This window comes from Pseudomonas fontis (assembly GCF_028656955.1).
GTDB classification, from domain to species: Bacteria; Pseudomonadota; Gammaproteobacteria; order Pseudomonadales; family Pseudomonadaceae; genus Aquipseudomonas; species Aquipseudomonas fontis.
This window is the reverse complement of record NZ_JAMDGY010000014.1, coordinates 92,597-105,333: the sequence shown is the minus strand read 5'-3', so window position 1 is coordinate 105,333 and position 12,737 is coordinate 92,597. Positions and strand designations below refer to the sequence as shown.

The 12,737-nt window shown below is 63.4% G+C and carries 12 protein-coding genes; 6 read left to right on the top strand and 6 right to left on the bottom strand.

Translation table 11 applies throughout. From position 1 onward, the window contains the following. Nucleotides 1-2: 2 nt before the first annotated feature. Nucleotides 3-1,154 carry an efflux RND transporter periplasmic adaptor subunit gene (locus M5G11_RS05450; protein ID WP_273910903.1) on the bottom strand — a complete coding sequence of 384 codons (1,152 nt, stop codon included), beginning with the start codon at nucleotides 1,152-1,154 and terminating at the stop codon, nucleotides 3-5. A 257-nt stretch (nucleotides 1,155-1,411) separates the two neighbouring features. On the opposite strand from M5G11_RS05450, the gene M5G11_RS05445 reads away from it, so the two are divergent. Beyond that, nucleotides 1,412-2,044 carry a TetR family transcriptional regulator gene (locus M5G11_RS05445; protein WP_273910902.1) on the top strand — a complete coding sequence of 211 codons (633 nt, stop codon included), beginning with the start codon at nucleotides 1,412-1,414 and terminating at the stop codon, nucleotides 2,042-2,044. Nucleotides 2,045-2,081: 37 nt separating this feature from the next. Here the strand turns inward: M5G11_RS05445 and M5G11_RS05440 are convergent, their stop codons facing one another. Both M5G11_RS05440 and pobA read right to left on the bottom strand, forming a co-directional pair. Continuing rightward, on the bottom strand, nucleotides 2,082-3,482 hold the full coding sequence (locus M5G11_RS05440) for an MDR family MFS transporter (protein WP_273910964.1): 1,401 nt from the start codon (nucleotides 3,480-3,482) through the stop codon (nucleotides 2,082-2,084). A gap of 129 nt (nucleotides 3,483-3,611) precedes the next feature. After that, nucleotides 3,612-4,802 carry a 4-hydroxybenzoate 3-monooxygenase gene (gene pobA, locus M5G11_RS05435; RefSeq protein ID WP_273910900.1) on the bottom strand — a complete coding sequence of 397 codons (1,191 nt, stop codon included), beginning with the start codon at nucleotides 4,800-4,802 and terminating at the stop codon, nucleotides 3,612-3,614. 138 nt (nucleotides 4,803-4,940) lie between these two features. Here pobA and M5G11_RS05430 point away from each other — a divergent pair, with 138 nt between their 5' ends. Continuing rightward, nucleotides 4,941-5,828: a helix-turn-helix domain-containing protein gene (locus M5G11_RS05430; RefSeq protein WP_273910899.1), complete on the top strand. Its 888-nt coding sequence runs from the start codon at nucleotides 4,941-4,943 to the stop codon at nucleotides 5,826-5,828. On the opposite strand, the gene M5G11_RS05425 is transcribed toward M5G11_RS05430, so the two are convergent. Beyond that, complete coding sequence (locus M5G11_RS05425; protein WP_273910897.1) at nucleotides 5,812-5,985, bottom strand: hypothetical protein; 174 nt, start codon at nucleotides 5,983-5,985, stop codon at nucleotides 5,812-5,814. The genes M5G11_RS05430 and M5G11_RS05425 overlap by 17 nt on opposite strands. A 74-nt stretch (nucleotides 5,986-6,059) precedes the next feature. Further along, nucleotides 6,060-6,965 (bottom strand): LysR family transcriptional regulator, encoded by a 906-nt coding sequence (locus tag M5G11_RS05420; RefSeq protein WP_273910895.1) that lies wholly within the window; start codon nucleotides 6,963-6,965, stop codon nucleotides 6,060-6,062. 106 nt (nucleotides 6,966-7,071) lie between these two features. Between M5G11_RS05420 and M5G11_RS05415 the strand changes: the two genes are divergently transcribed. Both M5G11_RS05415 and M5G11_RS05410 read left to right on the top strand, forming a co-directional pair. Further along, nucleotides 7,072-7,956: an MBL fold metallo-hydrolase gene (locus M5G11_RS05415; RefSeq protein WP_273910894.1), complete on the top strand. Its 885-nt coding sequence runs from the start codon at nucleotides 7,072-7,074 to the stop codon at nucleotides 7,954-7,956. Between the two features lie 30 nt (nucleotides 7,957-7,986). After that, nucleotides 7,987-8,601 carry an NAD(P)-dependent oxidoreductase gene (locus tag M5G11_RS05410; RefSeq protein WP_273910893.1) on the top strand — a complete coding sequence of 205 codons (615 nt, stop codon included), beginning with the start codon at nucleotides 7,987-7,989 and terminating at the stop codon, nucleotides 8,599-8,601. Here M5G11_RS05410 and M5G11_RS05405 read toward each other — a convergent pair. Next, a complete protein-coding gene (locus M5G11_RS05405) occupies nucleotides 8,585-9,466 on the bottom strand; it encodes a LysR substrate-binding domain-containing protein (protein WP_273910892.1) in 882 nt (293 codons plus the stop codon). The genes M5G11_RS05410 and M5G11_RS05405 overlap by 17 nt on opposite strands. 113 nt (nucleotides 9,467-9,579) lie before the next feature. On the opposite strand from M5G11_RS05405, the gene M5G11_RS05400 reads away from it, so the two are divergent. Continuing rightward, on the top strand, nucleotides 9,580-11,217 hold the full coding sequence (locus M5G11_RS05400; protein WP_273910891.1) for a 5-guanidino-2-oxopentanoate decarboxylase: 1,638 nt from the start codon (nucleotides 9,580-9,582) through the stop codon (nucleotides 11,215-11,217). Then, complete coding sequence (locus tag M5G11_RS05395; protein WP_420793884.1) at nucleotides 11,193-12,659, top strand: aldehyde dehydrogenase family protein; 1,467 nt, start codon at nucleotides 11,193-11,195, stop codon at nucleotides 12,657-12,659. The genes M5G11_RS05400 and M5G11_RS05395 overlap by 25 nt, the downstream gene beginning before the upstream one ends. Nucleotides 12,660-12,737: the final 78 nt, after the last annotated feature.

Genomic DNA, 12,737 nt, shown 5'->3' with positions numbered 1-12,737 from the left:
GTTTATTCCCCTTTGGCCCCTGCAGTTGCAGCATTGGCCTGGGTTGGCTGGGCAGACTTGACGTTGGTGGCCGGGTTGGCCTTGACTTCAACCCCAGGTTTGACGAATTGCAGACCTTCGGTGATCAGGCGATCACCCGGGTTCAAGCCTTCCTCGATCAGCCAGTCGCTGCCAACGGTGCGGCTAGCCTTCAGTTGACGCAGCTCGACCTTGTTCTCCTGGTTGACCACCAGTGCGGTTGGCTGGCCTTTCAGGTCGCGGGTCACGCCTTGTTGCGGGGCGAGGATCGCGGCGCTGTTGACGCCGGCGCCGAGCAGGGCGTGGACGAACATGCCTGGCAGCAGGTTGTGGTCAGGGTTGGGGAACACGGCGCGCAGGGTGACCGAACCGGTGGTCTGGTCGACCGACACTTCGGAGAACTCCAGGCGGCCTTCGTGGGCATATTGACTGCCGTCTTCGAGCACCAGCTTGACCTGGGCGGCGTTGGCACCCACTTTTTGCAGTTGGCCGCTTTCCAGCTCGCGACGCAGCTTGAGCAGCTCGGCGGAAGACTGGGTCACGTCGACGTAGATCGGGTCGAGCTGCTGGATGGTTGCCATGGCATCGGTCTGGCCGTTGCTTACCAGTGCACCTTCGGTGACCGAAGAACGGCCGACACGGCCGCTGATCGGGGCCATGACCTTGGTGTAGCGCAGGTCGATCTGGGCGCTTTTCAGGCTGGCTTCAGCCTGCAAACGTTTGGCTTGCGCGTCGTCGTATTCCTGACGGCTGACCGCCTGTTCGGCAACCAGTTGCTTGTAGCGCTCGGACAGCGAACGGGTTGATTGCAGGTTGGCCTGGGCGCTGCCCAGGGTCGCCTCGTACACCGACGGGTCGATCTGGTAGAGCTGCTGGCCTTCTTTTACATCGCTGCCTTCTTTGAACAGGCGCTTGAGAATGATGCCATTCACCTGAGGACGAACCTCGGCAACACGGAACGCAGTAGTGCGCCCCGGCAGGTCGGAGGTGAGGGTATAGGCTTGTGTTTGCAGGGTTACGACGCCGACCTGAGGAACCTGCGCCACAGGCGCCGCTTCTTCCTTTTTACAGCCGCTGAGCAGGGTTGCCAGGGCGACGGCGGAAACCAGAGCGGTAACAGCTGGCTTGAATTGCATGAAGATCCTCGGGTCAGAAAGAGCTGAAGACGCTCAAGAGTAATGGAAACGGGATGTCAGAAAAAACCATTCTGAGTGGATAAGTAGCTTACTAACGAATATACTTACATTCATGGTTGTTTGTAAACACCTCTCTTGTGGTCCAGCATGACCCGGGTAGAGCGAATAAAGTCATCCGGGGGCCTTCTGCCAAAGGCTGCACCGGCTTAGAACCCCGATGCCAACAGCGCGTCAGGTCTTGATGAGGTTGTACTGCCATGGTCCGTAGAACCAAAGAGGAAGCTCAGGAAACCCGTAGCCAAATCCTCGAGGCTGCTGAAAAAGCTTTTTACAATCGCGGGGTCGCTCGTACGACCCTGGCGGACATTGCACAACTGGCCGGGGTCACCCGCGGCGCCATCTACTGGCACTTCAACAACAAGGCCGAGCTGGTACAGGCCATGCTCGACAGCCTGCGTGAACCACTGGCAGCCCTGGCCCGGGCCAGCGAGAGCGAGGAAGAACCCGACCCGCTTGGCTGCATGCGGCAGTTGCTGGTGCAACTGATGCAGCAGATCGTCCTGGACCCGAAAACCCGGCGCATCAATGAAATCCTCCACCACAAGTGCGAGTTCACCGATGACATGTGTGACATTCGCCAGCAGCGCCAGACCTCTACCCTGGATTGTCACCGTGACATCATGCTGACACTGGGCAATGCAGTGAAGCGTGGGCAATTGCCGAGCGACCTCAACCCTGAGCGTGCTGCGGTGGCGATGTATGCCTATATTGACGGCCTGATCAGCCGTTGGTTGCTGCTGCCAGACAGTTTCGAACTGCAAAAAGACGCCGACAAGTGGGTCGAAGCAGGGCTGGATATGCTGCGCTTGAGCCCCGCACTGCGCAATTGAGCATTTGTGAGCGATTGTTAAAGTGTGTGCATCTCTCTTAATGACCGCGCAATTCACCATTGGGCAGTGCCAGGGCGGCAGATAAACCCAGCAGCGAAACCGCCGCACTGCCCAGCAATAGATTGCGGAAGGTGCTCAGCAGTTCCAGCTGAACCGCTGCTGTCGCTTCACCGGTCTTCAGGCTGCCGAGCAGCGCTTCGCCGGCCAGGCTCAGGCCGCCATCCTGCAACATCGCCAGCAACAGCGCCGACATGCACGCCACCCCCATGGCCCCGCCGAGCGAGCGGAACAGGTTGGTGGTGCTGGTGGCCACGCCGATGTCCTGGGCTTGCACGGCACTTTGCGTAGCAACCAGCGAGGTCGGGAATTGCAGGCCCGAAGCGATCCCGGTCAACAGCATGAACACTCCACTGAACCATATGGCCTGCGGCGGGCTGAAGGCCATGCCGACAATGGCGAACGGCATCAGCAGCGCACCGCCGAGGATCTGCGGCTTGAAACGTCCGGTCAGGGTAGTCAGGCGCCCGCCACAGTAGGCGCCGATCGGCAAGCCAATCGCCAATGGCAGCAGGTGCAGGGCCGCGCTGTCGGCCCCGGCCCCAGTGATGCTCTGATAGCGCAGCGGCATCAGCATGGTCAGCGAGATAGCCTGGAAGCTGGTGAAGAAGATCGTGCACCAGCACAGCACCGCCACCCGGTTGTTGAACAGTTTCAACGGTAGCAGGGGTTCTGCGGCACGCCGCTCCTGAAGGATGAAGACCGTCAGGCCAAACACGGCGGCCAGCAGCAGGCTGGCCACGGGGCCTGATTGCACGGCCTGGCCCTGACCGATCAGGGTGATGCCGAGCAGCAATGCGCCAAGGCCGAAGATCAGCAGGACGGCGCCGGGGTAGTCGACTTTTGCCTGGCGTTGCGGGGTCGCCAGGCCGCGCAGGCTGTAGCGGGTCACCCACCAGGCGCCCAGCCCGAGCGGCAGGTTCAGCCAGAACACCCAGCGCCACGACAGGTACTCGGTGAGCACCCCGCCCAGCACCGGGCCGGCCACGCTGGCCAGGGCATACATGCTGCTGAAATAGCCTTGATAGCGTCCGCGTTCACGCGGTGGCACCAGGTCGCCAATGATCGCCTGGCTGACTGAAATCATCCCGCCCGCGCCAACCCCCTGCAGCACCCGCGCCAGCACCAGCTGTTCCATGTTCTGCGCCAGCGCGCAGAACACCGAGGCCAGGGTAAACAGCGCCGTGCCGATGAGGATCATCCGGCGTCGCCCATACAGGTCGCCGAGCTTGCCGTAGATCGGCACCGCCACGGTCATCGCGACCATGTACCCGGAGATCACCCAGGCAAGCAGGGCGACATCATTGAACTGGGCGGAAATCGCCGGCATCGACACGGCGACGATGGTCTGGTCCAGCGCGCCGAGGAAAATCGCCAGCATCAAGGCGGCCAATACCGTGCGCACAGCAGGTTGGGGCGTAGTGAGTTGGTTCACGAGCAGCTCGAAGGCAAGTGAATCCCGCCACTGATGCAGCGGGAGCAGGTGCTCGACAGTGTACTCGATAGCTTGCTAAGCGTCTTCGATAGACTCGTATGGCAGGCCCACATAATTTTCCGCCAGGGTCTTGCGCCCCGCCTCGGAGCTGACGAAGTAGTCCAGCTCGGTGTGTTGGATGCGTTGGCTGAAGGCATCGCTGTCCGGGAAGCGGTGCAGCATCGAGGTCATCCACCAGGAAAACCGCTCGGCTTTCCAGATCCGTCGCAGGCAGATGGCCGAGTATTTCTCCAGCAAGTCGCTGCGGCCTTCGGTGTAGACCTTGCGCAGGATGTTGTACAGCGTGCTGACATCGCTGGCCGCCAGGTTCAGGCCCTTGGCGCCGGTTGGCGGGACGATGTGTGCGGCGTCCCCGACCAGGAACAGGCGACCGTACTGCATCGGCTCGACCACGAAGCTGCGCAGCGGCGCGATGCTTTTCTCGATGGACGGGCCGGTAACCATGCGTTCGGCAAGCTCGGCCGGCAGCCGCGATTTGAGTTCGTCCCAGAAACGCTCATCGGGCCAGTCCTCGACCTTCTCTTCGGCCGACACCTGCACGTAATACCGGGTACGTGTCGGTGAGCGCATGCTGCACAGGGCGAAGCCGCGCTCGTGACGGGCGTACACCAGTTCATCGCTGACTGGCGGCGTATCCGCCAGGATACCCAGCCAGCCAAAGGGGTAGACCCGCTCGAAGACCTTCAGCGTATCGGCCGGGATCGATTGCCGGGCGACACCGTGGTAGCCGTCGCAGCCGGCGATATAGTCACAGTCGATGCGCTGTGCGACGCCATCCTTTTCGAAGGTCAGGTAGGGTTCGGCAGACTTCATCCCGTGCGGGCGGACGTTGTCAGCCTGGTAGATCGTGATAGCGCCACTGGCTTCGCGGGCGCCCATCAGGTCGCGGGTGACTTCGGTCTGGCCGTAGATCATCACGCCCTGGCCGCCGGTCAGGCCCTTGAGGTCGATATGTTCGCGGCGGCCATCGAAGGCCAGTTCGAAGCCACTGTGCGGCAGGCCTTCGGCCTCCATGCGCTGGCTGACGCCGGCTTCGCGCAGCAGGTCGACCATGCCCTGTTCAAGCACCCCGGCGCGAATGCGCCCCAGCACATACTCAGCGCTTTGGCGTTCGACGATGATGTTGGAAATGCCGGCCTTGTGCAGCAGTTGGCCGAGCAGCAGACCGGAAGGGCCGGCACCGATAATTGCTACTTGCGTCTTCATGGTGAGCGCATCTTGTTGTTGGTGTGCCTGCATTTTTCGCTTATGAGCGGCAAGCAAGAAGGGACAAACACCCAGCAAAGCGGTACTTTTCACGAATAGGTGCGGTTATCGGACAACGCCGGCGGAGGGCTGTCAGGCATGAGCAAAGCGACGATTCCAGTGTTCAAGCTGTATGGCGACGCCCTGGAGTGGCCTACGCCGGACTTGCTGCACAGCGAGTCGATCCCGGCGCGCAGCCGCCTGCACCACTGGGAGATCGAGCCGCATCGGCACGCCGACCTGTACCAACTGTTGTTCCTTTATAAGGGCCAGGCGCAGGTCGAGCTGGAAGGGCAGGTGCGGGTGCTGGACGAAGCGGCGATCCAGGTGGTGCCGGCCTTGTGCGTACACGGCTTTCGGTTTTCCGAGGACATCGACGGCTACGTGGTGACCCTGGCGGCGCCGCTGGTCGAGCTGCTGCACCAGCAACTGGGCGGTGGTTCAGCGCCCTTGAGCCAGGCCCGCAGCTACCTGGCCGAAGGGGATGCCGTTTACCTCAACAGCCTGTTCAGTACCTTGCAGCTTGAGTACCAACAGCACCAGCCGGGCCGCGACCTGCAACTGCGTTCGCTGATCAACCTGCTGGTGGTATGGGTTGCGCGTCGGCAGTTGCAACGCAGCGCCGGGGCACAGATCACCGAGCGTGGCCGCGAACAGTTGCAGCGTTTCAATCAGTTGGTGGAGCGGGGTTTCCGCCAGCAGCCGAGTGTCGAGCAACTGGCGCATCAGGTGGGGGTTTCGGTGGCGACATTGAACACCCTGTGCCGTGAACTGGCAGGGCAGTCGGCCTTGCAGATCATCCACCAGCGGTTGCTGCTGGAAGCCAAGCGCGACCTGATCTACACCAGCCTGACGATCAATCAGCTGGCAGACAGCCTGGGCTTTGCCGACCCGGCGTATTTCTCGCGCTTCTTCCGCCGCCTGACCGGGGTCTCACCGCGTGACTTTCGTCGCCGCGAGCCCGCTGTGGCTAGCGCAACGCACTGAGGGTCGCGGTATGCGGCACGCAGTGCGCCAGGCTGCAACTGGCGGCTGAATACGGTTGATTGCGCACTTGCTCGACCCGGTAGGCCGCAGCGGCATACAGCCCGACCACGGCGGCGATGGCGAACACGGTGGCACACTTTCTGGATCTCAGGGTCATGACGCATCCCTCCTGCAACCCGCACGCTTGTTCTACCACCAGCATAGTCCAGCCACGGGGCCTGCGCTGGCCAGCTAGAGGTCGTGGTCCCAGAGCGGTTCGGCGGTGAAGCGCTCAGCCAGAAAGTCGAGCATGCTGCGCAGGGTCGCTGGCATGTGCTTGCGCGAGGTGTACACGGCATTGAGGTTCAGTTCGCGGGGCTTGGCATGTGGCAGCAGGCGGATCAGCTCCCCGCTGCGCAGCGCTTCGGCCGCCTGGTAGGTCGGCAGCATCGCCACGCCGGCGCCCGCCAGTGCGGCACGTTGCAGGGTCATGGCTTCGTTGGCGCTAATGTTGCCTTGCACCGGCACGGAGACCGGCTCGCCGGCCACCTCGAAATGCCAGAGGCTGCGGCCGAAATAGGAGTGCGTCAGGCAATTGTGCTGGCTCAGTTCCTGTACCTGCTGCGGCGCCGGGTAGCGCTTCAGGTAGCCGGGCGATGCGCAGATCACCGAGCGGCAGACGCTGAGCCGGCGAGCGATCAGGTTCGGGTCGAGGTCGTTGCTGGTGCGAATCGCCAGGTCGATGCGCTCATCCACCAGGTTGACCGTGCGATCGAGCATCTGCAGATCGACCTTCACCCCCGGGTAGCGCTGCACATACTCGGCAATAGCCTGTACCAGCTGCGCCTGGCCGAACGAGGTGCTGACACTGATCCGCAGCTCACCGCGCGGGGCTTCATCCGGGGTACTGACGGCAGCCTTGAGGTCGCCCGCCAGTTCGATCATCTGCCGGCAACGCGGCAATGTCTCGGCCCCTGCCGCAGTCAGGCTCAACTTGCGCGTGGTGCGTTGCATCAAGCGGGCGCCGACCCAGTCTTCCAGTTCCGCCAGGTAGCGCGAGATAACCGGGCGCGACATGTCCAGGTGGTCGGCGGCAGCCGATTGGCTGCCCAGGTCGACGACAGTGACGAAGACCCGCATTGCAGTGAGACGGTCCATGATTTGCCCGATTTCAGAAACAAACTATGTTCAAGCATCGCATTTTTTGTGACGGATCGTGCAACTAAGCTTCACGCCATCGATCCCCCTTCATAGGAACCGCCCGATGTCTCGATTTGCTTCTTTGCGCCGCCTGCTGCTGGCCGCTGCCACCGCAGGCGTGATGACCCAGGCGTCGGCCGCCGAGCCGGCACTGACCCTGGATGTCTACAACCCGGGCACCAACGCGCTGTTCCCGGTCAGTTCGGTGATCATCAGTGGCAAGCGCGATGCGATCCTGGTCGACGCCCAGTTCGGCAAGGCCCAGGCCGAGCAGGTGGTGCAGAAGCTGCGTGCCGCTGGCAAGCACCTGACCACCATCTATATCAGCCATGGCGACCCGGACTATTACTTCGGTTTGCAGACCCTGACCCGCGCCTATCCAGACGCCAAGGTCGTGGCCTCGCAGGCGACGGTCGAGCACATCCAGCAGACCAAGGATGCCAAGCTGGCCTACTGGGGCCCGCAGATGGGGGCCGACAAACCTGAGCAGGTGATCGTGCCGCAGGTACTCAAGGGCAATACCCTGACCCTGGAAGGCCAAACCCTGGAAGTGCTTGGCCTGGACGGGCCGCAGCCAGATCGCAGCTTTGTGTGGATTGCGTCGATCAAGGCGGTCGTCGGTGGCGTGGTGGTGGCAGAGAACCTGCACGTGTGGATGGCTGATACGCAATCGGCCAAGTCGCATCAGGACTGGCTCGCGACCCTTCAGCGTATCGAGCAGTTGGCGCCGCGCACCGTCGTGCCAGGGCATTACCTGGGTAGCAGCAGCCAGTCGCTGGCGGCCGTGAAGTTCACCGCCGGCTATATCCGTGCATTTGATGAAGAAACCGCGAAGGCGGCCACCTCGGCCGAACTGATCGGCGCAATGAAACAGCGTTATCCGGGCCTGGGTGAAGAAAGCTCGCTGGAGCTGGGTGCCAAGGTCGCCAAGGGCGAAATGAAGTGGTAAGTGTCGTTCAATCCTGATCGGAGGTTTTCCATGAGCAAGATCGCAATTATCGGCGCCACCGGGCGTGCCGGCAGCCAGTTGCTGGAAGAGGCGTTGCGCCGTGGCCACAGCGTGGTGGCTATCGCCCGCAAAGCGCCGCACTTGTATGAGCGGGATGGGGTTACGTTCAAGACGCTGGATGTACAGGATGGTGCTGCATTGCAGGAGGCGGTGGCGGGCAGTGATGTGGTGTTGAGCGCCGCGCATTTTGCGCCGATCCCGGCCCGCTTGATCGTCGAGCCGGTGAAGAAAGCCGGGGTGCGGCGTCTGTTGGTTGTGGGTGGGGCCGGTAGCCTGTTGCTGCCGTCGGGAGGGCGGGTGATTGATACCCCGGATTTCCCGGAGGCCTACAAGGCTGAAGCGTCTGCCGGCAGTCAGTTCCTCGATGACTTGCGCCAGGAGAGGCAACTGGATTGGACCTTCCTGTCGCCGTCGGCGGAATTTGTTGAAGGCCCGCGTACCGGGGCCTACGTGCTGGGCAAGGATCACCTGCTGTTTGGCAGTGATGGTCGCAGCTGGATCAGTTTTGCCGACTACGCCATTGCGATGCTGGATGAAGTCGAGAAACCGGCCCATTCGCGGCAGCGGTTCACGGTTGGGTATTGACCTGATCACACAACCACCCCAACAACTCCAGCAACCCCGGCGAATCCGCCCGGGGTGGCCGGACCAGGTAGTAACCCTTGCCAGTCGGCACGCGCAGATCGAACGGCATCACCAGCCGCCCATTGCGCAAGTCTTCGCCAATCAATGCCCAGTCACCAATCGCCACGCCATTGCCCTGGGACGCCATCGACATCGCCATGTCGAGTGTCTCGAAATGCTGGCGCTTGCCCGTTTGTGGCAGTTCACCTCCCGCAGCAGCCAGCCACATCTGCCAGTCCCGCTCGTTACGCTCCGGGTGCAGCAACAGGTGATGCTCCAGGTCCGCGACTTCACGCAGTGGCAGCGGGCCTGCCAGCAACTGCGCTGAACACACCGGCGTCAGTTGCTCATCAAACAGCTTCAGCACCTGCACGCCATGATTGGGCGGCACGCCATACACCACTGCCGCATCAAACGCCTCATGACGAAAATCCACGCCGTAGTGCATGGTGGTGGTCAGCTCTACCGGCACGTCCGGGCGCAGGGCCTGCCACTCCATCAGGCGCGGCAGCAACCAGCGCATCACGCAGGTCGGCGCCTTGATCTGCAAGGTGGCATTTTTCGCCCCCACCTGCTGCACGCCTTCCTCGATCAAGGCAAACACCTGCTGCACCCGCGGCAGCCAGTCCTGACCTTCGCGGGTCAGGCTCAAGCCTCGCGCCTGGCGCACGAACAGCGCATAGCCCAGGTGCTCTTCCAGCCCGGCAATCTGCCGGCTGACGGCACCCTGGGTGATGTGCAGTTGCTGCGCCGCACGGGTGAAATTGCAGCACTGGGCGGTGACCAGGAAGGTGTGCAGGGCGGGCAGCGGCGGGAGACGTTTCATGTGCTTGAGCCATGATCAGGAGACATGGCTAGTATGAGGATTTTTGCATTGTGCCGGTAGCCGCCCGGCGGTCCAATGCAGCCTTGTTCCAGAACAATCACAGGCAGACGAACATGGCCACATGCGGCGAAGTACTGGTAAAACTCCTTGAAGGCTATGGCGTCGACCATGTGTTCGGGATCCCCGGCGTGCACACCGTCGAGCTCTACCGTGGCCTGGCGCGCTCCAGCATCCGCCACATCACCCCGCGCCATGAGCAAGGCGCAGGCTTCATGGCTGACGGCTATGCGCGGACCCGCGTCAAGCCGGGCGTCTGCTTCATCATCACCGGCCCGGGCATGACCAACATCACCACCGCCATGGGCCAGGCCTACGCCGACTCGATCCCTATGCTGGTGATCTCCAGCGTGCAATCGCGCAACGCGCTGGGTGGCGGGCGCGGCAAGCTGCATGAGCTGCCGGCGCAGAGCAACCTGGTGGCCGGGGTGACGGCGTTTTCCCATACCCTGATGTCGGCCGACGACCTGCCCGCCGTGCTGGCGCGAGCCTTCGCCGTGTTCGAGGGCGCACGCCCACGCCCGGTGCATATCGAGATCCCGCTGGATGTGCTGGTGGAAGACGCAGACCATCTGCTCGATTGCGCGCCAATTCACATCGAGCGTGCCGGTGCTGCACCGGCAGCCGCGGCGAAGATGGCTGCGCTGTTGGCGTCTGCCCGTCGCCCGTTGATTCTTGCTGGCGGCGGCGCCATCGACGCCAGCGCTGCGCTGACGCGCCTGGCCGACTACCTGCAAGCACCCGTTGCCCTGACCATCAATGCCAAGGGCATGTTGCCTGCCAAGCACCCGCTGCTGATCGGCTCGACCCAGTCGCTGGTCGCCACCCGCGCACTGGTGTGTGAGGCCGACGTGGTGCTGGCAATCGGCACCGAGCTGGCGGAAACCGACTACGACATCACCTTCAAGGGCGGCTTCGAGATCCCCGGTACGCTGCTGCGCATCGACATCGACCCGGACCAGACCGTACGCAACTACCCGCCCAAGGTGGCCATGGTCGCCGATGCCGAACTCGCCACCCAGGCCGTGCTGCAAGCCCTGGCCGAGCTGCCGGCACCCGTACGCGCCGCCGATTGGGGCGTTGCGCGGGCCACGCGCTTGCGCGAAGTGCTGGCGGGCGAATGGGACCCGGCCATGCAGGCGCAGACGCTGTTCCTCAACACCATCCTCGATACCCTGCCCAACGCGGTCCTGGTCGGCGATTCGACCCAGCCGGTGTACACCGGCAACCTGACCCTGGACCTCGACCACCCGCGTCGCTGGTTCAACGCTTCCACCGGCTACGGCACCCTCGGCTATGCCTTGCCGGCTGCCATGGGCGCCTGGCTGGGCAGCGCCGCCGAGCCGGGCAAGCGCCTGCCGGCGGTGTGCCTGATCGGCGATGGTGGCTTGCAGTTCACCCTGCCGGAGCTGGCCAGTGCAGTGGAAGCGCAGGTGCCATTGATCGTGCTGCTGTGGAATAACCAGGGCTACGAAGAGATCAAGAAGTACATGGTCAACCGCGCCATCGAACCGGTGGGTGTGGACATCCACACCCCGGACTTCGTCGGTGTGGCCAAGGCCCTGGGTTGCGCCGCCGAGGCGGTGCAGGGCGTCGAGCAACTGCGCGAAGCGCTGCGCCAGGCCAGTGATCGCCAGGGCCCGACCCTGATCGAGATCGACCAGAACCAATGGACGAAGGCGGTGAACGCATGATCGCCCTCAACCAGACGGTCGCGGGCCTGTACATCGATGGTGCCTGGCAGCATGGCCCGCAGTTGCTGGCAGTGACCAACCCGAGCAATGAGCAGCCGCTGGCGCAGGTTGCCGGTGGTGATGCGCAGGCAGTGGAGCGCGCAGCCTTGGCTGCCCAGCAGGCATTCGCCGGTTGGTCGAGCACCAGCGGCGCGCAACGCGCTGAAGTCTTGCGCAGCATTGCCCGTGGGGTCGAAGCACGGCGTGAGCGCCTGATCGAGCTGCAGTCGAGCAACAACGGCAAGCCGCTGGGCGAAGCGGGGATGGATGTCGATGATGTGATTGCGACCTTCGACTACTACGCCGGGCTGGCCGAAGTAGCTGGCCTGGACGTCGACGTGGCCTTGCCGACTGACGATTTCGTTGCCCGCGTGCGCCGCGAGCCGTGCGGTGTCGTCGGCCTGATCGTGCCGTGGAACTTCCCGATGGTGACCACCGCCTGGAAGCTGGCGCCGGCCTTGGCGGCTGGTTGTTGCGTGGTGCTCAAACCTTCGGAAGTCACGCCGCTGGCCGAGCTGGAGCTGGCGGCGATCATTGCCGAGGCGGGCTTGCCCAATGGCGTGTTCAACCTGGTGTGTGGCACCGGGCTGGCCGTCGGCGCGCCGATTGCCAGTGACCCACGCATTGCCAAGGTCTCGTTCACCGGCAGCAATGCGGTCGGCGTGCAGGTGATGCAGCGTGCGGCAGAAACCGTGAAGGGCGTGAGCCTGGAGCTGGGCGGCAAGTCGGCATTGCTGGTGCTGGAGTCGGCAGACCTGGCATTGGCAGTGGAGCTGGCCTGTGCCGGCGGCTTCTTCAATGCCGGGCAGATGTGCTCGGCGACCAGCCGGGTGTTGATTGCCGAGGCGCTGTACGAGGACTTCGTCACTTTGCTCAAGCAGCGTGTGGCCGAGATTCGCGTGGGTGACCCGTTCACTGGCGAGTGGGACATGGGGCCGCTGGTGAACCAGGCCCAGTATCAGCGGGTGCTGGCGCATATCGAGCAAGGCGTACACGTCGGGGCACAGTTGCTGCTGGGCGGGCAACGGCCGGTGGGGCAGCCATGTGGCTACTTTGTCGAACCGACGGTGTTCACCGAGGTGCCGCTGGACAGCGCGTTGTGGCGCGAAGAGATTTTCGGCCCGGTGCTGTGCCTGCGCCGGGTGGCCGATGAGGCTGAGGCGTTGAGGCTGGCCAATGACAGTGAATTCGGGCTAGTCGCCAGTGTGGTGGGGCAGGATCTGCAAGCGGCGCAGCGGGTAGCCAATGGGCTACAGGCCGGGCTGGTGTGGATCAATGCGCCGCAGGTGATCTTCCCGCAGACCGCGTGGGGTGGCTACAAGCAGAGCAGCCTTGGGCGTGAGCTGGGGCCTTGGGGGCTGAGCGCCTTCCAGGAGATCAAGCATGTCGTGAGGGCGGTTTAGCCCCCATCGCCGGCAAGGCCGGCTCCCACAGGAGTAACGGTCTTGCACAATTTTTTGTAGCCGCTGCCGTCAGGCTGC